Raw genomic sequence first — 17820 nt, 5'->3', positions numbered from 1 at the left:
AGGCGGGGTACCCGAAGGTACCCCGCTCGGGCTTAGTTGCCCGGTACTTCCAGTGGCGACTGCTGAGGCGTTTCGGCCTGCTGGCGGCGAGCGGCCTCCAGCGCAGCGGCTTCGGCCTTGGCACGTTCGTCGGCTTGACGCTGCAGCTCGTCCAGCTGGGACGGGGTCAGCAACTGCAGGCGAACGACCATGGCGTTGACCAGGTCGCGACGCATTTCTTCGCGGGCGCGGACGGCTTCCTGCTCGGAGCCGGTGATGTTCGAGCCGTCACGCAAGTAGATCTTGCGCACTTCCAGCTTGTCGCTCATCAGCTCCAGGTTGTTCAGGCCCTGGATACTGTAGTTCAGCACGGTGGTCAGCTCGTACTCGGCGGTACGGTTGCCGCTGTTGTAGGTCGCCGAGCGCTCGCGCTCCTGCTCGTTGGTCAGCACCAGGCGGTACGGTGCACCAGCGTGCACGTTGACGCCGCTACGCTGCAGTACTTCACGCAGCTGGACCACGGTCGGGCCGTAGGCGTTGCGTGCGCTTACGTCCATTTCCTTCACGCTCAGTTCGGTGGAGCCGGTGCCGCGCAGCTGGAAACCGCAGGCGCTGAGCATGACCGCCAGGCCAATTACCAGCAAATTGCGTTTGATCATGTTGTTGCTCCCTTGTGGGCCTGTTCGCCCGCCCGCAGTGCCTGCGGGCGGGCGTTGCCATCAGTTGGCGACGATGTTGACCAGCTTGCCCGGAACCACGATGACCTTGCGGATGGTCAGGCCATCGATGAAGCGCAGGACGTTCTCGTTGCTGCGCGCCGCGGCTTCGATTTCTTCGCGGCTGGCGGCGGCCGGCATTTCGACCTGTCCACGCAGCTTGCCGTTGACCTGCACCACCAGGGTGACGGTGTCCTGTACCAAGGCTGCCTCGTCGACGGTTGGCCAGTTGGCGTCGATGACTGCTTGCTGGTGGCCCAGCTGTTGCCACAGCTCGTGGGAGATGTGCGGGGTGATCGGAGCTAGCAGCAGGGTGACGGCCTCCAGGCCTTCCTGCAGCAGGGCACGGTCCTGTTCAGTGGCTTGCGGGGCCTTTTCCAGCACGTTCATCACGGTCATCACCTGGGCGATGGCGGTGTTGAACTTGTGGAACTGACCCACGTCGGTGCTGGCCTGCTTGATGGCGGCGTGGATGGCGCGGCGGATGACCTTCTGCGCGTCGTCCAGGGCGGCGACATCCAGCTTGCCCGGCAGGCCTTGGGCCACGTGGGCCTGGGCCAGGCGCCAGACGCGGCGCAGGAAGCGGCTGGCGCCTTCGACGCCGGAGTCGGACCATTCCAGGCTCATATCGGGCGGCGAGGCGAACATCATGAACAGGCGGCAGGTGTCGGCGCCGTACTGGTCGATCATCGATTGCGGGTCGACGCCGTTGTTCTTCGACTTCGACATCTTCTCGGTGCCACCGATTTCCACCGGCAGGCCGTCGGTCTTCAGACGGGCGCCAATGATCTTGGCCTTGGCATCGCGCTCGACTTCGACATCGGCCGGGTTGAACCAGTCCTTGCCGCCGTTGCTGGCCACACGGTAGTAGGTTTCGGCGACCACCATGCCCTGGGTCAGCAGGTTCTTGAACGGCTCGTTCGAGGTGACCAGGCCTTCGTCACGCATCAGCTTGTGGAAGAAGCGCGCGTACAGCAGGTGCAGGATGGCGTGCTCGATACCGCCGATGTACTGGTCGACCGGCAGCCAGTGGTTGGCCGCTTTCGGGTCGACCATGCCACCTTCGTAGTTCGGCGAGGCGTAGCGGGCGAAGTACCAGGACGACTCGACGAAGGTGTCCATGGTGTCGGTTTCGCGCTTGGCCGCGGTGCCGCATTTCGGGCAGTTGCACTCGTAGAATTCAGGCATGCGCGCCAGTGGCGAACCGGCACCGTCCGGCACCACGTTCTCCGGCAGGGTGACCGGCAGCTGGTCTTCCGGCACCGGTACGTCGCCGCAGGACGGGCAGTGGATGATCGGGATCGGGCAGCCCCAGTAGCGCTGGCGGCTGATACCCCAGTCACGCAGGCGGAACTGGGTACGCGATTTGCCCAGCTCCTTGCGGATCAGGGCGGCTTCGATGGCGTCGAAGGCACCGGCGAAGTCCAGGCCGTCGAATTCGCCGGAGTTGATCAGCTGGCCGTGCTCGCCATAGGCGGCCAGCCACTCGTTGCCGACTTCATCGCCAGCGCTGGTGCGCACCACCGCCTTGACCGGCAGGTTGTACTTGTGGGCGAACTCGAAGTCGCGCTCGTCGTGGGCCGGCACGGCCATGACGGCGCCATCGCCGTAGTGCATCAGCACGTAGTTGGCGACCCATACCGGCAGCTTCTCGCCGGTCAGCGGGTGCTCGACCAGCAGGGAAGTGGCCATGCCCTTCTTCTCCTGGGTGGCCATGTCGGCTTCGGCAACGCTGCCGCTCTTGCACTCATCGATGAACGCCTGCAGCGCCGGGTTGCCCTGGGCGGCTTGGGTGGCCAGCGGGTGTTCGGCGGCGACGGCGACGTAGGTGGCACCCATCAGCGTGTCGGGACGGGTGGTGAAGACCTTGAGGGTGCCTTCGTGGCCGATGCTGGCCAGGTCGTACGGGAACTGCACTTCCATGCCGCGCGACTTGCCGATCCAGTTGCGCTGCATGGTCTTGACCTGCTCAGGCCAGCCCGGCAGCTCGTCGAGGCTTTCCAGCAGCTCGTCTGCGTAGTCGGTGATGCGGAAATAGTACATCGGGATTTCGCGCTTCTCGATCAGCGCGCCCGAACGCCAGCCACGGCCGTCGATGACCTGCTCGTTGGCCAGTACGGTCTGGTCCGCCGGGTCCCAGTTCACGGTACCGTTCTTGCGGTAGATGATGCCTTTCTCGAACAGGCGGGTGAACAGCCACTGCTCCCAGCGGTAGTAGTCGGGCTTGCAGGTGGTGACTTCACGTGCCCAGTCGATGGCCAGACCCAGGCTCTTGAGCTGGGTCTTCATGTAGTCGATGTTTTCGTACGTCCACTTGGCCGGGGCGACGTTGTTCTTCATCGCCGCGTTTTCCGCGGGCATACCGAATGCGTCCCAGCCCATCGGCTGCAGGACGTTCTTGCCCAGCATGCGCTGGTAGCGGGCAATCACGTCACCGATGGTGTAGTTGCGCACGTGGCCCATGTGTAGCTTGCCGCTCGGGTACGGGAACATCGACAGGCAGTAGTAGGTGTCCTTGCCTGGCTGTTCGGTAACAGCGAACGATTGTTGCTCGTCCCAGAACTTCTGGGCGGCGGCTTCGATATCACGGGGCGTGTATTGTTCGTGCATGGCTACTTTTTGCTGAGAGGGAAGAGACCTTGTTCCAGGCAGCGGAACCTCGCTGCGTCCGGCACTCCGGTGTCGTTTAGAGTGAACGCCGTAGCATACAGCAGCGCCGCGCATCGTGGGAAACCTTCGTTGCGAATGCCCGCTGGTCGCGGCACACGGCTGCTTTTTTCAACGACGCTAAGCTCAGGTGTGGGGGGAGATATTCTTATCTTCAATGAGGTGAACGGATGGGAGAGACGCAGCTACCCGCAATCAGACCGGAGCTATACGAACGCCTGATCGACCGGCTTGGCCTGGCGCTGGAAGTGGCCAGGACCTCGGTGCGATTGCGCGACGAAATGCCAGCCGAGCTGGAATTGCGTGGCCTGAGCCACGCAGAGTTCGAACTGATCAAGGCCTACCTGGATTCCCTCCCGGAGCGCCACAATGCCTGTGTCGGCAGTTACCCACAAGCGGAGCCGACATCGGCCAAGATCATCTGGCTCAAGGACAAGAAACGCCCCGCCAGCACGGCGAGATCCAGGACGCTGCCGCATCGCTAGCCGTTCAGGACGCCAGGCGCAGGCTATCGCGCGCCGGTTCTTAAATTTTGCACAGCTCACGATCGGCGCCGGCCACACCCTTGTTGACCGGCGTCGATCCTTCTAGGCTGCACGCCTGCCAAGGAGGTGTGGCCAATGTCGATCCGATTCTTCGTCAAACAATGGCTGATGCCGCCAGGCGTCCTATTCCTGCTGCTGCTTGTGGCGTGGTGGCTGCGCCGCCGTCGGCCCCGGCTGGCAGCGCTGTGCTTTGCCCTGGGCCTTGGTGGCCTGTGGCTGATGAGCCTGCCGCTGGTGGTGCAGGAAACCGCTCGTGTGCTCGAGACAGAAGCGCCACTGGCGGTAAGCGATTGGACAGGCCTGGCAAACCGGGCAGATGCCATCGTGGTGCTGGGCGCGGGGCGTGAGCGAGGTGACCCGGCCTGGGGTGGTGGCGACCAGCCCACAGCCACGGCGCTGGAGCGCATGCGCTTTGCCGCACGGCTGGCCAAGGCTTCGGGCTTGCCGGTGTTGACCAGTGGCGGGTTGCACTATGGCTCGCCGCCGAGCGAGGCGCAGTTGATGGCTGATCGCCTGCGTGAAGATTTCGGTGTCGAGGTGAAATGGCGAGAGGAGGGCAGCCGCACTACCTGGGAGAATGCCCGGCTGACGGCCAAGGTGCTGCAGCCGTTGGGAATTCGCCGTGTGGTCGTGGTGACCCAGGCCTGGCACATGCAGCGCTCGCGCTGGAGCTTCGAGCAGGCGGGGTTCGAGGTGGTGCCGGCGCCAGTCGGGTTCCTCGGGCGCGATCATGCGCGGCCGTTCGGCGGGTTGCTGCCGGAGAGCCGGGCGATGTGGCAGAGCGGGCAGTTGCTCAATGAAGTGGCCGGGTTGGTGGGGTATCGGCTGTTCTACTGAGCCTTGTACTGCCTGCACCGGCCTCTTCGCGGGCACGCCCGCTCCCACAGGTACACCGCAGGCCATGGGCTTGTGCGGTCCCTGTGGGAGCGGGTTTACCCGCGAAGAGGCCGGTACAGGAAAACTCAAACGGTCTTGGCAATGCGCCCGGCCAGCAACGCCCAACCCAGCAGCCATGCGCAGACTATCGCCAGCGGCCACGACCGCCATTGCAGGTACGGCGTCAGCTTCTGCATCGGCACCACCTCGCCATACAGCACCGCCTGCTGGAACTGCGGTACCTGCGTGGTAATGCGGCCAAACGGGTCGATCAGCGCGGTCACGCCATTGTTGGTGGCGCGGATCATCCAGCGCCCGGCTTCCAGCGCGCGCATCTGTGCCATCTGCAGGTGCTGCAACGGGCCGATCGAGGTACCGAACCAGGTGTCGTTGCTGATGGTCAGCAGCAGGTCGCTGCGGGCCGCCAGGCCGGCGGCGAATTCGGGGTAGACCACTTCGTAGCAGATGTACGGCGCAATCTGGTAGCCCTTGGCCTGCAGCAGCGGCTGGTCTTCCGGCCCGCGGGCGAAGTCCGACATGGGCAGGTTGAAGAACTCGATCAGGCCACGCAGCATGTCCTGCAGCGGCACATACTCGCCAAAAGGCACCAGCTTCTGCTTGAGGTAGGTGCCATCGCCTTCACCAGTGACGGTGATGCCGTTGTAGTAGCGGCGCTGGTGATGCACCACTTCACGCACCGGCACGCCGGTAATCAGCGCCGAATGCCGCTCGGCGGCAAACCGGCCCATCACGTCGATATAGCCTTGGGCCTGGTCCTTGAGCACCGGGACCGCGGTTTCCGGCCACACCAGCAGGTCTACCGGCCTGGAGCTGAAGCTCAGGTCACGGTACAGCGCCAGTTGCGCATCGATGTGTGCCGGGTCCCATTTCAGGTCCTGCTCGACGTTGCCCTGGATGGCCGCCACTTTCAGTGGGTCGCCCGCCGGCTTGGTCCAGGCATGGCCCTTGAGCGCCAGGCCCAGCACCCACGGGGCCAGCAACAGCAGGCAGCCCACCGCGAGGAACGAGGGGCGGGCGCGCAGGCGGTGCACGTTGCACAACAGGGCAGCGGTCAGGGCCAGTGCGAAGGAAATCAGCCACACGCCACCCAGCGGTGCCAGGCCGGCCAGCGGGCCGTCCAGCTGGCTGTAGCCGGCGTAGAGCCAGGGGAAGCCGGTCAGGAACCAGCCGCGGAAGGCCTCTTGCAGCAGCCACAGGGCGGCAAAGCACAAGGCGTCGGCCAGTGGTGCTTCGGTGCGGCGCAGCCAGCGTGCCCACAGCCAGGTGGGCAGGGCGAAGAACCAGGCCAGGGCGGCGAAGAAGGCCAGCAGCAGCAGGATCGCCAGCAGCGGCGAGGCACCGCCGTAGGTGTTCATGCTGACGTAGATCCACCAGGTACCGGCACCGTACAGGCCGAAGCCGAACCACCAGCCGCGCCACATGGCCTGGCGCGGGCTGAGCTCGCGCAGGCCGAGGTAGAGCAGGGCGATGGACAACACGGCCAAGGGCCAGATGTCGAAAGGCGCCAGGGCCAGGAGGGTGGAGGCACCGGCCGCCAGGGCCAGCAGGTTACCGGGCCAGCCGGGGCGGGTGATCCAACGCATGTTTGTCCTTAACGGGTGATCGGTGTCAGGCGCAGCAAGTGTATCCGCCGGCTGTCGGCATTGAGAATACGGAACTTGTAAGGGCCGATCTCGGTGGTCTCGTTGCGCTTGGGCAGGTGACCGAAGGCGCTCATTACCAGGCCGCCGACGGTGTCGAACTCGTCATCGGAGAATTCGCTGTCGAAGAACTCGTTGAAGTTTTCGATCGGGGTAAGCGCCTTGACCAGGAAGTCGCCGCTGGGCAGCGGTTTGATGTAGCTGTCTTCCTCGACGTCGTGCTCGTCCTCGATATCGCCGACGATCTGCTCCAGCACGTCCTCGATGGTGACCAGGCCGGCCACGCCGCCGTACTCGTCGATGACGATGGCCATGTGGTTATGGTTGGCGCGGAACTCGCGCAGCAGCACGTTCAGGCGCTTGGACTCGGGCACGAAAGTGGCCGGGCGCAGCAGGTCCTTGATGTTGAAGCTGTCGCCATTCTCCTTGAGGATCAGCGGCAGCAGGTCCTTGGCGAGCAGGATCCCGAGCACATCGTCGTGGCTTTCGCCGATCACCGGGTAGCGCGAGTGCGCAGCGTCGATCACCGCCGGCAGGAACTCGCGGGGCGACTGGCTGGCCTTGATGCTGATCATCTGCGAACGCGGCACCATGATGTCGCGAACCTGTAGGTCGGCCACCTGGATAGCGCCTTCGACGATGGTCAGCGCTTCGCTGTCCAGCAGTTTGTTCTGATGGGCTTCGCGCAGCAGTTCAAGGAGTTGCTGGCGGTTTTTCGGCTCATGGGCAAAAGCCTGGGTCAGTTTACCCAGCCAGGACTTCTGCCCGTTGCTCGATCGATCTTCGCTCATGGCGGTTCTCGTGATCCTTCGTGTTTCAGTGTGTGATGGTGTCGGTTTCATCGTCGGCGTACGGGTCGGGATGACCCAGTTCTGCCAGCAATTCCCGTTCCAGGCCTTCCATTTCCTCGGCTTCCTCATCCTCGATGTGGTCGTAGCCGAGCAGGTGCAGGCAACCGTGTATGACCAGGTGTGCCCAGTGCGCTTCCAGCGACTTGCCTTGATCGGCGGCTTCGCGCTCGACCACTGGCACGCAGATCACCAGGTCGCCCAGCAACGGGATATCGAGCAGGTCGTCGGGGACGTCGGCCGGGAACGACAGCACATTGGTCGCGTAGTCCTTGTGCCGGTAGGTGTGGTTCAGCTCGCGGCCTTCGGCTTCGTCGACCAGGCGAATGGTCATTTCCGAATCGGCGCTGCGCTGGCGCAGGGCCAGTTCGCACCAGCGGCGAAAGGCGGTGTCATCCGGGGCGGCAGCATCCGTGGCCCGTTGAATATCGAGTTCAAGCATCTTTGCCGGGCGCCTCGGGCTTGGCCTGGCGGGCATCGAAGCGGTCGTAGGCCTCGACAATGCGCTGCACCAGTGGGTGACGAACCACATCTTTGGGTTGGAAGTGGGTGAAGCTGATCCCCGGAACGTCCTTCAGCACCTCGATGACGTGTGCCAGGCCTGACTTGGTGCCGCGGGGCAGGTCAACCTGGGTGATGTCACCGGTGATGACCGCGGTGGAGCCAAAGCCGATACGGGTAAGGAACATCTTCATCTGTTCCAGCGTGGTGTTCTGGCTCTCGTCGAGGATGATGAAGCTGTTGTTCAGGGTACGGCCACGCATGTAGGCCAGCGGCGCGATCTCGATCACCTGGCGCTCGATCAGCTTGGCCACATGTTCGAAGCCGAGCATTTCGTACAGGGCGTCGTACAGCGGGCGCAGGTACGGGTCGATCTTCTGGGCAAGGTCGCCGGGCAGGAAGCCGAGCTTTTCGCCCGCCTCGACCGCCGGGCGCACCAGCAGGATCCGGCGCACCTGTTCGCGTTCCAGCGCGTCCACGGCGCAGGCCACGGCCAGGTAGGTCTTGCCGGTACCGGCCGGGCCGATGCCGAAGTTGATGTCGTTGGCCAGGATTTCTTTTACGTAGCGTTGCTGGTTGACTCCGCGCGGGCGGATGTTGCCCTTGCGCGTGCGCAGCGACACGCTGACCTCGTTGACGGCCGGGTTGTCGATGTTCTCGACGGTCGATTCCTGCAGGTACAGATGCACGGTTTCCGGTGACAGGTCGCTGGCCTTCGTCTCGCGGTAGAGACGGCGCAGCAGTTGTTCGGCAGCGGAGGTGGTCTTGGGTTCGCCGATCAGTTCGAACTGATTGCCGCGGTTGCGGATCTCGATGGCCAGGCGCTGTTCGATCAGGCGCAGGTGCTCGTCGAACTGGCCGCACAAGTTGGCGAAACGGTGGGCCTCGAAAGGTTCGAGGATGAAGCGATGGGGTTGTATGGGTGCGTTCAAGGTCGTTTTTAGCCGCTCGACGGCAATGAATGTGAACTCAAGAATAACCCTTGAATGGCAGTGGCGAAAGCACTGAAACGTTCAACGGTATGTATGGCCTGTTCCGGCCTCTTCGCGGGCACTGGTATGATGCCCGCCTTTTCTTACGCATGTGTTATCCCGACGAACATGAGCAAACGCGAACCTGCCATCTATAAAGTGATCTTCCTCAACCAGGGGCAGGTCTTCGAGATGTATGCCAAGCAGATCTACCAGAGCGACCTGTGGGGGTTCCTGGAAATCGAGGAGTTCGTGTTCGGCGAGCGTTCGCAGCTGGTGGTGGACCCGAGCGAGGAGAAGCTCAAGAGCCAGTTCGATGGGGTGATCCGCAGCTTCGTGCCGATGCACTCGATCGTGCGCATCGACGAGGTGGAGCGACTGGGCACGGCTAAGATCAGTGAAGCCAAGGGCGGCGGCAACGTGATGCCGTTCCCCATGCCGATGCCGGAAAAGTAACCCTCAGGGGAGTGGCGAGAACGGCGTGCGCCCTTCGGCGTTCTGCAGTTCCAGCAGGTACTTGCGGAAGATCTGGCCGAGCACCTGGGTGGCATGCTCCAGCTCGTCGCGGGGCATTTGCTCGGTCACTTCGTCGGCCATGTCCAGCGCATCCTCGGCGCCGTTGACCGCGGCCATCTTCAGCAGTATGTAGGCCTGCACATTGTTGGCCTTGACCCCTTCGCCACGGAAGAACATGGCGCCCAGGCGGTACTGGGCCTCGGCATGGCCTTGCAGCGAGGCCTTTTCGAACCAGTTCAGGGCTTTGCCCAGGTTTTTCGGCGTTTGCGTGTAGTAGTACTCGCCCAGTTCGAATTGCGCCTGGGCATCCCCCGCCGTTGCCGTCTGCTCACAAGCCTTGAGGGCGTTTGCCAGGTCTTCAGGCTGGACATTCAAGGTGCAGCGGCCCGTCGCCGGAATGAGCAACGAGTTACCGCCCTCCGCCAGAGCCAGCAGGGGCTGAAGAAGCAACAGGCAGCCCAGGGTCAGGGCGCGGCCGGTGCGGTTCATGGGGATCGACTTACCTCTGCAAAGCTGCGGCCAATGTCTCTGGTGGCACATTATGGGATAAGCAGCGCCAACCTTACAAAGTTTTACTCGAATTTCTGCTTGGTTGGGGAAGTCAGCTGATTGTGCATGGGTATTTGTTGCCTGTACCGGCCTCTTCGCGGGTAAACCCGCTCCCACAGGGACCGCACCGCTTTCACGGGGGCGCAGTCCCTGTGGGAGCGGGTTTACCCGCGAAGAGCCCGGTACAGGCTGAAAATTACTTCAGGGCTGCAAAAGCCTTTTCAGCCGCATCCAGGGTGATCTGCAGCTCCTTGTCCCCATGGGCGATGGAGGTAAAACCGGCCTCGAACGCGCTCGGCGCCAGGTACACGCCACCATCGAGCATCAGGTGGAAGAAGCGCTTGAAGCGCTCGGCATCGCTGGCCATCACGTCTTCGAAGGTGACGATGTCGTCGGCGCCGCTGAAGTACAGGCCGAACATTGCACCGGCCTGGGTGGTGACGAACGGCACGCCAGCGGCATCGGCGCGCTGTTGCAGGCCGTCGAGCATGCGGCTGGTGTAGTCGGTCAGCTCGGCGTGGAAGCCCGGGCGGCTGATCAGCTTCAGGGTGGTCAGGCCGGCGGCCATGGCCAGCGGGTTACCCGACAGGGTACCGGCCTGGTAGACCGGGCCGAGCGGGGCAATGCAGCCCATGATTTCACGCTTGCCGCCGAAGCAGCCGACCGGCATGCCGCCGCCGACGATCTTGCCGAAGGTCGACAGGTCCGGCTTGATGCCATAGTGGCCCTGGGCGCCGCCGAGCGAAACGCGGAAACCGGTCATCACTTCGTCGAAGATCAACACCACGCCGTGCTTGTCGCACTGCTCGCGCAGGCCTTCGAGGAAGCCTGGCGCCGGCGGTACGCAGTTCATGTTGCCGGCTACCGGCTCGACGATGATGCAGGCTACGGTCTGGCCGACTTCGGCCAGGGTCTTCTCGACGGCGGCGATGTCGTTGAACGGCAGGGTCAGGGTGTGTTTGGCGAAGTCCGCCGGCACGCCCGCCGAGCTCGGCACACCCTGGGTCAGCAGGCCGGAGCCTGCTTTTACCAGCAGGCTGTCGGAGTGGCCGTGGTAGCAGCCTTCGAACTTGATGATGGCGTCACGGCCGGTGTAGCCACGGGCCAGGCGGATGGCGCTCATGGTGGCTTCGGTGCCCGAGCTGACCATGCGCACCATCTCCATGGATGGCACCAGCGAGCAGACTAGGTCGGCCATCTCGGTTTCCATGGCGGTCGGGGCGCCATAGGACAGGCCGTGCTCCAGCTGCCTGCGTACCGAGTCCAGTACCTCCGGGTGGCCGTGGCCGAGGATCATCGGGCCCCAGGAGCCGACGTAGTCGACGTAGCGCTTGTCATCCTCGTCAACGACGTAGGCGCCTTCGGCATGCTTGAAGAACAGCGGCGTGCCGCCAACGCTCTTGAAAGCGCGGACCGGCGAGTTGACGCCACCGGGGATGTGCTTCTGGGCTTGGGCGAACAGGGCTTCGGAACGGGACATGGGGATCTCTCGAATCAGGATGCGAACAAGGCGTTGAAGGCGCGGGCGCGGCGGGTGACTTTCTGCGCGCTGTCGGCACCGAACAGGCCGTGGATCACCGCCAGCAGGTCGGCGCCATGGGCGACCAGCGGGGCGGCGTTGTCGAGGGTAATGCCGCCGATCACCGCGATCGGCAGTTTCACCTGGGCGCGGGCCTGCTCCAGCAATTCGATGTTGGCAGCGGGTGCACCCGGCTTGGTGACAGAATTGAAGAAGCGGCCAAAGGCCACGTAGCTGGCGCCTTCGCTGGCAGCCTGCGCGGCCAGCTCGAGGCTGGCGTGGCAGGTGGAGCCAATGATTGCCTGGCGTCCGAGCAATGCGCGGGCCGGGGTCAGCGGGCCGTCGGTCTGGCCCAGGTGCACGCCGACGCCCAGGCGCGCGGCCAGTTCGGCGTCGTCGTTGATGATCAGCTGAGTGCCGTAGCGCTCGCAGAGCTGCATCAGCCCTTCAGCTTCGCGCAGGCGGCGTGCCGCGTCGTCACTTTTGTCGCGGTACTGCAGCAGGCATACGCCGCCTTCCAGTGCCGCCTCGACATGGGACAGGAAACGGCCAGCGAGCAGCTGGCTGTCGGTGATGGCGTACAGACCGCGTAGCTTCATTGGAGGCCTCGTGTCAGGAGCAGAAATCCAGCGGCAGGCGGCGCGGCACGAACTGGCCCTTGCCCAGCTGTTCGGCGTCACGCAGGGTGCGCCAGGTGTAGTCCAGGGCGCTGCGGACGGCGCTTTCCAGCTGCTCGCCAAGGGCCAGGCGGCCGGCCAGGGCACTGGCCAGGGTGCAGCCCGAACCGTGGTAGCTGCCCGGCAGGCGCTGGCAGGTCCAGGTGTGGTGCTGGCCGTCGCGGCTGTACAGGCGGTTGTGAATTTCGTCTTCGTCGCCGTGACCGCCGGTAATCAGCAGGTGTCTACAGAACGGCAACAGTTTCTCGGCACACTCGTCGGCGGTGCCTTCGGGCAGTTCGGCAAGGATGCGGGCTTCGGGCAGGTTCGGCGTGGCGATGGTCGCCAGCGGCAGCAGGCGTTCGCGCAGGGCGTAGCCCACTTCGTCCTTGCCCAGGCGACCACCACCACCGGCACGCAGCACTGGGTCGCAGACCAGCGGCAGATGCGGGTGGGCCGCCAGCAGTTCGGCGACGGTGTCGACCATTTCGATCGAACCGAGCATGCCGAGTTTGACGGCGGCCACCGAGGAGTCGGCCAGCACGGCGTTGGCCTGGGCCAGCACCCACTCGCGGTCGAGCACGCGGAAGTCGGAAACGTTGACGGTATCCTGCACGGTCAGGGCGGTCACTGCGGGTGCGGCATGACAGCCTTGGGCGATCAGGGCTTCGATATCTGCCTGCAGGCCGGCGCCGCCACTGGGGTCGTGGCCGGAGAGACAGAGGACAACGGGGCGGGAGCTGTAGGTATTCATGGTCGGCGAGCTTACCACCAATCCTGTTTGGGCGGATCGTCCTACAAATGAGTTTTGTTGATCATAAGGTCAGATTTTTGCCGGTTTAATTTCTGAAAGCATTGATTTAGAGCCTTTTCTTTGTGATTGGATATGGTCGATTGCCAGGTTGCGAAGCTATGCTAGAGTGCTCGGATAACTCTACAAACGGGTTCTGCCGGATCGTGTCGTCTCAAACGGATGGGAGGCAACCGCGACTCGACTGGACAGGCCATGCTGGGGCTGTATGCGCTATTTGCTGATTGTGCTTCTGGGCTTGCTGCCCGCGCTGGCCGGGGCAGTCGATTTCGACGCAGCTACCCGGCATCTTCCGCTGGGCAAGGCCATGCAGGTTTATGAAGACCCCGATGGCAGTGCCAGCATCACCCAGGTCAGTGCCCCTGATTTCGCCAAGCATTTTCGCCCCCACCACAAAGACGTGTTGAACGCCGGTTATTCCACCTCGGTGTTCTGGCTCAAGGTCGAACTGCGCCCTGTAGCCGCGCCTGGCGCCGCCCCACGGCAATGGCTGCTGGAGTTGGCCTACCCACCGCTGGATCACCTCGAGCTCTACCTGCCCGACGGCAGCGGCAGTTACCGCCTGGCCCGGCGTACCGGCGACGCCTTGCCCTACCACAGCCGTCAAATACTGCAGAACAACTACCTGTTCGAACTGCAGCTGCAGCCTGGCCAGGTGACCACCGCCTACTTGCGTCTGCACAGCCAGGGCTCGGTGCAGGCGCCGCTGGCGCTGTGGTCCGCCCAGGCCTACATGGAGGAGCAGCCTACGCGCCTGTATGTGCTGGGGATAATCTATGGCGTGCTGCTGGTGATGCTGGTGTACAACCTGTTCATCTACCTCAGCGTGCGCGACGTCAGCTACCTCTATTACATCCTCTATATCGCCTCGTTCGGCTTTTACCAGGTGTCGGTTAATGGCGCCGGTGTGGCCTACTTCTGGCCGGACAGCCCGTGGTGGGCAAATGCCTCGACGCCGTTGTTCATCGGTTCCGCAGGCCTGTTCGGTTGCCAGTTCGCCCGGCATTTCCTGCAACTTGGCAGCATCAGCCGTGCTTTCGATCGGCTGCTGCAGTTGCTGATGCTGGGTGGCGCGCTGGTCATGGTGCTGGCGGTGACCATGCGCTACGGTGTCGCTTTGCGCATGGCCACGGTGCTGGCGTTGCTGTTTACCGTGAGCATCTTCGCTGCCGGGCTGTATGCCTGGTGGCGTGGCTTGCGCGTGGCACGCTGGTTCATCATCGCCTGGACTGCGTTCCTGCTCGGTGGGCTGGTCAACACCCTGATGGTGTTGGGCTACCTGCCGAACGTGTTCATCACCATGTATGCCAGCCAGCTGGGGTCGGCGCTTGAGGTGGCCTTGCTGTCGCTGGCGCTGGCTGACCGCATCAACAGCCTGCGCGAGCAGCAGGCGCAGACCTTGCGCGACACCGGGCGCACGCTGGAACAACTGAACCTGCAACTGGCCAGGAGCAACCGGCTGAAAGATGAATTCCTGGCCAGCGTGACCCATGAACTGCGCACACCGATGAATGGCGTGATCGGCTCGCTGGAGCTGATGCATACCCTGCCGATGGAGGCCGAGATGGCCCAGTACCACCGCACGGCGGTGGGCTCGGCCCAGGGCATGATGGATATGGTCGATGCCATCCTGACCCTGTCCGAACTGCAGGCCGGCCGCCTGCGCGCGCAGCCGGCGCCATTCAGCCTGCGTGACCTGCTGCAGGGCGTACGTGCCGGTTATGCCGGGCAGGCTTTGGGCAAAGGCTTGTACCTGAGCCTGGACATCCCGGCCGATGTGCCGGACGGGTTGCTGGGCGATGCTCAGAAGCTGGCCCGCTGCCTGGGGTGCCTGGTGGACAACGGTTTGAAGTTCACCCACCAGGGCGGGGTGATGATCCAGGTGCGCGGGCGCCGGGTGGGGCCTGACGACTTGGCGCTGACCTTCATGGTCAGCGACAGCGGTATCGGCTTCGATGATCTCGATCAGGCGACCCTGTACCAGCGCTTCTTCCAGGTGGATGGCTCGATGACCCGGCGTTACGGCGGGCTGGGGATTGGTTTGTCGATCTGCCGGCAGATGGGGGAATTGCTGGGGGCACGGTTGTCGCATGAGTCGACGCGGGGGTTGGGGAGCCGGTTCGAGTTGAGTTTGAACATGGCTATTGCGCAGGTGCAGATGGCATCGAATGTTCTGCAGACGCGACGGTTGCTTTAGAGGTTTTCGTTTCCGCAGGCTTTGTTGGGGCTGCTTTGCAGCCCTTCGCGGGCACGCCCGCTCCCACAGGTTTGGCGCTGAGTTCGGGCAATGCGCGATCCCTGTGGGAGCGGGCATGCCCGCGAAGGGCCGCAAGCGGCCCCCAAGACATGCCCTGACCGCACCTGCACTCCTACAACAACGCCAGACTCTTCCTACGCTTCAGCACTGGCAACTCCATCCCCTGCGAAATACCCTACAACCTCTGTCGACACGCGTCTGATTGTTCCTGCAAATCCCGCGCTCTAGGCTTTTCCAGTCGCTGACGGTTCAGCGATCGGGTGTGGAAACCTGGCAAGACCTATGGTGCGTGTCGTTACGACAGCTGTACGCGGGAGGCCTTTGGGCCTACCGGGTTCGCACCATGCCTGGTTTTCCACCCCGTGTGCAGCTGTCACCCCTATGTGTGGAAACGGATGGGTGGCATATATCTCCATGGTGCCGAACTCATGAACGACGAAACCAAAACCACCCCTGGCGTTACCTACTTCTACCAAGGCGAAGGCCAAACCCATCCACTATTCCGCATTGCCGAGGGCATCCCCTGTCGCAGCGCCTGTGAGCAGGCCTCGGAGCTGATGGGCTATGCGCGGGACTTGTCGCTGACCGGTTTGATGGATGGCGACCAGCAAATGATGTGGGCTTCGCACTACTTCGCAGCAATGGCCAAGGCGCTGCTGGATGATGCCGAGCTGGGCTTGATGCGCTGATTCTTGTACTAGCTGTACCGGCCCTTTCGCGGGTGAACCCGCTCCCACAGGAGTTGTGCATAGACTGAAAGATGCGCTATCTCCGTGGAAGCGGGTCCCCCGCGGTGTGTCCTCAGGCAAGACCAGGCATCGCGGGTTACTGCATTAATGGTGCGTAAGCCGACAAAAAGCCTAAAAGAGCGGCGATGGGCATTCAGCAGATACGGGAGCTCTCATTTAATCAGTTTCATTAGGAAATATGTCGCTACCCAGGCAACACCAATGGTGTTTAGCGAGGATGCAATAAGTATTTTTCTTCTTAAATGCCTAGGGAATTGTAAGTGGTCTTTCTCATCCAATAGTCCGCTCCGAATGCTTGAGGCGGGGGATCCAATGGCACCCGCGATTACAGAAATAACTAGAATTCTGGAACCTATTCTTTTCTCTCCCCACATGCCGGTCGCAAATGGGAGGCACGCGCTCCGTTGGAGTGCTGAGGTCATTTCTTTATACTGGCGAGAGCATGCAATGTGAAGATCAGATGCAAGCCCGATTAAGGCGAGGCAGATAGGAGTGGCTAACAGGAATAGCCTTAGTTTGACGTCAAGATGATCAATCATCTCCAAAGACCTCGAAGACTAATTCGCCGAACTCCTCACCCGCTTCCATACCGCCGATGCTGCCGGCCAAAGCGCCTCCGCCAGTGATGACTATTCCGCATGCCACGGCGTAGGGCCCAACTCTCCAGCAAACCTTTGCAGAGATTTTGCCCGCAAATTTTCCTGCCAACCAGCCACCAGCTAAGCCACCGGAGAAATTGCCGGCCTCAGTAACGCTTACTTTTTTACAAGCATTTGTATTGCCCTCTTTGCACACCTCTGAAATTTTCAGAGCAGATCCGCCTCCACCAATAGCAATGCCAATACGTCCTCCGTTTTTTAAATATTTTGCCATCTTGGCCAGCTTGTCCAAATGTGTCGAGTAACCAGGGATGTGTGTCGCTCCCCCCGCTTTACTCCAGTGGTGCACCAAGCTTCTTGACGATATTCCTAAGTCCCGGCGCAAGCTTTCATAATTTCCTAGATTGAGGCGCTTGTTCAGGAGAGTCGCTTTCAGGTTTGTACTTAATTGCTTGAACAGTTTTTGACGTTCCGCAAAGAACTCCGGGTGTCTAAGATGTCCATGCTTAATGAATTGATCTTTATGCAAGTCTTCAATTTTTCGCAGTATGTCGTTGAGCTCATCCAGCGACTTGCCAATCATCGCCTCGCTCACACCCATCGTCAGACTCACATCGCTGAGCAGCCCGGCGATCTCGGCCTGATGGCGCATCATGAATTCGGCTTCCTCCGGCGTCAGTTCTGCCAACGCTTCCCGCGCCTGTTTCGCCGCACTCATTGCAGTCAGTTCTTCACGCGTGCACATCGGCCGCCGCAAACCGTCACCAATGACAAAGATCTCACCTGCCTTGAACCCACGTTCATACGTCGGGTTCAGTCTCTCCAGAATCGAACTCGGCAAATTGGCCTGCGGCGCGCCGAGCTCTGCTAAGACTTCCTGGTACGTCATGCAACGCGGAACGATGTAGAAGCCAGGTTCCATGCCTTGCGCAGCGGTCGAGGGCTGGAATGCCCCAAGTTGATAGCTGTTTCTTACCTGATTACTCGCTTGAGCCTGTGGCGGTGCCTCATGAACGGCCTCAGGTACAGGCGCCCTGCGCGGCGCTGGAGCTGAATGCCCACGCGCAATCAGGCGATTGCTGCCCAATGGGCACCCGCATTGCACCAGCGCTCCATCCAAAGCTGTAGGTATGCCGTCCTGCTGCCAGCGGGACTCGCCTTCGATGAGGGTGCCTTCTTGGCCGCAGAGAGGGCAGGGGGTGGTCTTGTCGCCTTTGAGCAGCCATTCGCTGCCGTGTACACGGCCCCTGGCCTGGCCGGCAATGCAGATGGCGCCAGTGGTGGTTTCGTCCCCGTCCAGGCCCTGGCCTCGGCCGAAGATGTTCATGCGCATGCTCATGGCTCGCCTCTTTTTAAAGTGGGAGCCAGGAACCTAGCAGCCTGTAGGCGGGTATTTTCAG

16 protein-coding genes are annotated in these 17820 nt (G+C 62.5%); 5 read left to right on the top strand and 11 right to left on the bottom strand.

All coding sequences use genetic code 11. From position 1 onward, the window contains the following. Nucleotides 1-32: 32 nt before the first annotated feature. Nucleotides 33-638, bottom strand: a complete 606-nt coding sequence (locus QN085_RS22655; protein WP_024087788.1) for an LPS-assembly lipoprotein LptE — start codon at nt 636-638, stop codon at nt 33-35. A 60-nt stretch (nt 639-698) separates the two neighbouring features. Continuing rightward, nucleotides 699-3305: a leucine--tRNA ligase gene (gene leuS / locus QN085_RS22650; RefSeq protein ID WP_013974346.1), complete on the bottom strand. Its 2607-nt coding sequence runs from the start codon at nt 3303-3305 to the stop codon at nt 699-701. Nucleotides 3306-3532: 227 nt separating this feature from the next. On the opposite strand from leuS, the gene QN085_RS22645 reads away from it, so the two are divergent. Together QN085_RS22645 and QN085_RS22640 are read left to right on the top strand one after the other, a co-directional pair. Continuing rightward, complete coding sequence (locus tag QN085_RS22645; protein ID WP_003257582.1) at nt 3533-3847, top strand: hypothetical protein; 315 nt, start codon at nt 3533-3535, stop codon at nt 3845-3847. A gap of 135 nt (nt 3848-3982) precedes the next feature. Further along, nucleotides 3983-4744: a YdcF family protein gene (locus QN085_RS22640; protein ID WP_013974345.1), complete on the top strand. Its 762-nt coding sequence runs from the start codon at nt 3983-3985 to the stop codon at nt 4742-4744. Between the two features lie 125 nt (nt 4745-4869). On the opposite strand, the gene lnt is transcribed toward QN085_RS22640, so the two are convergent. The 4 genes from lnt to QN085_RS22620 are packed head-to-tail and all read right to left on the bottom strand — an operon-like array spanning nt 4870 to nt 8725. Next, complete coding sequence (gene lnt / locus QN085_RS22635; RefSeq protein ID WP_285688517.1) at nt 4870-6387, bottom strand: apolipoprotein N-acyltransferase; 1518 nt, start codon at nt 6385-6387, stop codon at nt 4870-4872. Between the two features lie 8 nt (nt 6388-6395). Beyond that, entirely contained in the window at nt 6396-7235 is an 840-nt protein-coding gene (locus QN085_RS22630) for a CorC family transporter (RefSeq protein ID WP_003257584.1), read from the bottom strand. A 25-nt stretch (nt 7236-7260) separates the two neighbouring features. Next, nucleotides 7261-7734 (bottom strand): rRNA maturation RNase YbeY, encoded by a 474-nt coding sequence (gene ybeY / locus QN085_RS22625; RefSeq protein WP_013974343.1) that lies wholly within the window; start codon nt 7732-7734, stop codon nt 7261-7263. Then, complete coding sequence (locus tag QN085_RS22620; RefSeq protein ID WP_013974342.1) at nt 7727-8725, bottom strand: PhoH family protein; 999 nt, start codon at nt 8723-8725, stop codon at nt 7727-7729. Before QN085_RS22620 ends, ybeY begins: the two co-directional genes overlap by 8 nt. A gap of 168 nt (nt 8726-8893) precedes the next feature. Here QN085_RS22620 and QN085_RS22615 point away from each other — a divergent pair, with 168 nt between their 5' ends. After that, nucleotides 8894-9220 carry a DUF1820 family protein gene (locus QN085_RS22615; protein WP_013974341.1) on the top strand — a complete coding sequence of 109 codons (327 nt, stop codon included), beginning with the start codon at nt 8894-8896 and terminating at the stop codon, nt 9218-9220. Nucleotides 9221-9223: 3 nt separating this feature from the next. Here the strand turns inward: QN085_RS22615 and QN085_RS22610 are convergent, their stop codons facing one another. The 4 genes from QN085_RS22610 to QN085_RS22595 form a co-directional block, all read right to left on the bottom strand. Beyond that, on the bottom strand, nt 9224-9769 hold the full coding sequence (locus tag QN085_RS22610) for a tetratricopeptide repeat protein (protein WP_003257587.1): 546 nt from the start codon (nt 9767-9769) through the stop codon (nt 9224-9226). A 256-nt stretch (nt 9770-10025) separates the two neighbouring features. Beyond that, complete coding sequence (gene hemL, locus QN085_RS22605) at nt 10026-11309, bottom strand: glutamate-1-semialdehyde 2,1-aminomutase (RefSeq protein ID WP_013974339.1); 1284 nt, start codon at nt 11307-11309, stop codon at nt 10026-10028. Between the two features lie 14 nt (nt 11310-11323). Next, on the bottom strand, nt 11324-11947 hold the full coding sequence (gene thiE / locus QN085_RS22600; protein ID WP_013974338.1) for a thiamine phosphate synthase: 624 nt from the start codon (nt 11945-11947) through the stop codon (nt 11324-11326). Nucleotides 11948-11960: 13 nt separating this feature from the next. Beyond that, a complete protein-coding gene (locus tag QN085_RS22595; RefSeq protein WP_024087784.1) occupies nt 11961-12758 on the bottom strand; it encodes a hydroxymethylpyrimidine/phosphomethylpyrimidine kinase in 798 nt (265 codons plus the stop codon). 265 nt (nt 12759-13023) lie between these two features. On the opposite strand from QN085_RS22595, the gene QN085_RS22590 reads away from it, so the two are divergent. Together QN085_RS22590 and QN085_RS22585 are read left to right on the top strand one after the other, a co-directional pair. Continuing rightward, nucleotides 13024-15012, top strand: coding sequence for a sensor histidine kinase (locus QN085_RS22590; protein ID WP_013974336.1), 1989 nt, complete (start codon nt 13024-13026; stop codon nt 15010-15012). A gap of 488 nt (nt 15013-15500) precedes the next feature. Then, nucleotides 15501-15761 carry a DUF3077 domain-containing protein gene (locus QN085_RS22585; RefSeq protein ID WP_031324670.1) on the top strand — a complete coding sequence of 87 codons (261 nt, stop codon included), beginning with the start codon at nt 15501-15503 and terminating at the stop codon, nt 15759-15761. A 591-nt stretch (nt 15762-16352) separates the two neighbouring features. Here QN085_RS22585 and QN085_RS22580 read toward each other — a convergent pair. Continuing rightward, nucleotides 16353-17759 (bottom strand): PAAR domain-containing protein, encoded by a 1407-nt coding sequence (locus tag QN085_RS22580; RefSeq protein ID WP_013974335.1) that lies wholly within the window; start codon nt 17757-17759, stop codon nt 16353-16355. Between the last annotated feature and the right edge of the window lie 61 nt (nt 17760-17820).

It is taken from the genome of Pseudomonas sp. M2(2023), assembly GCF_030263955.1.
GTDB lineage: Bacteria > Pseudomonadota > Gammaproteobacteria > Pseudomonadales > Pseudomonadaceae > Aquipseudomonas > Aquipseudomonas asiatica.
This window is presented reverse-complemented; position numbering and strand designations above follow the sequence as displayed.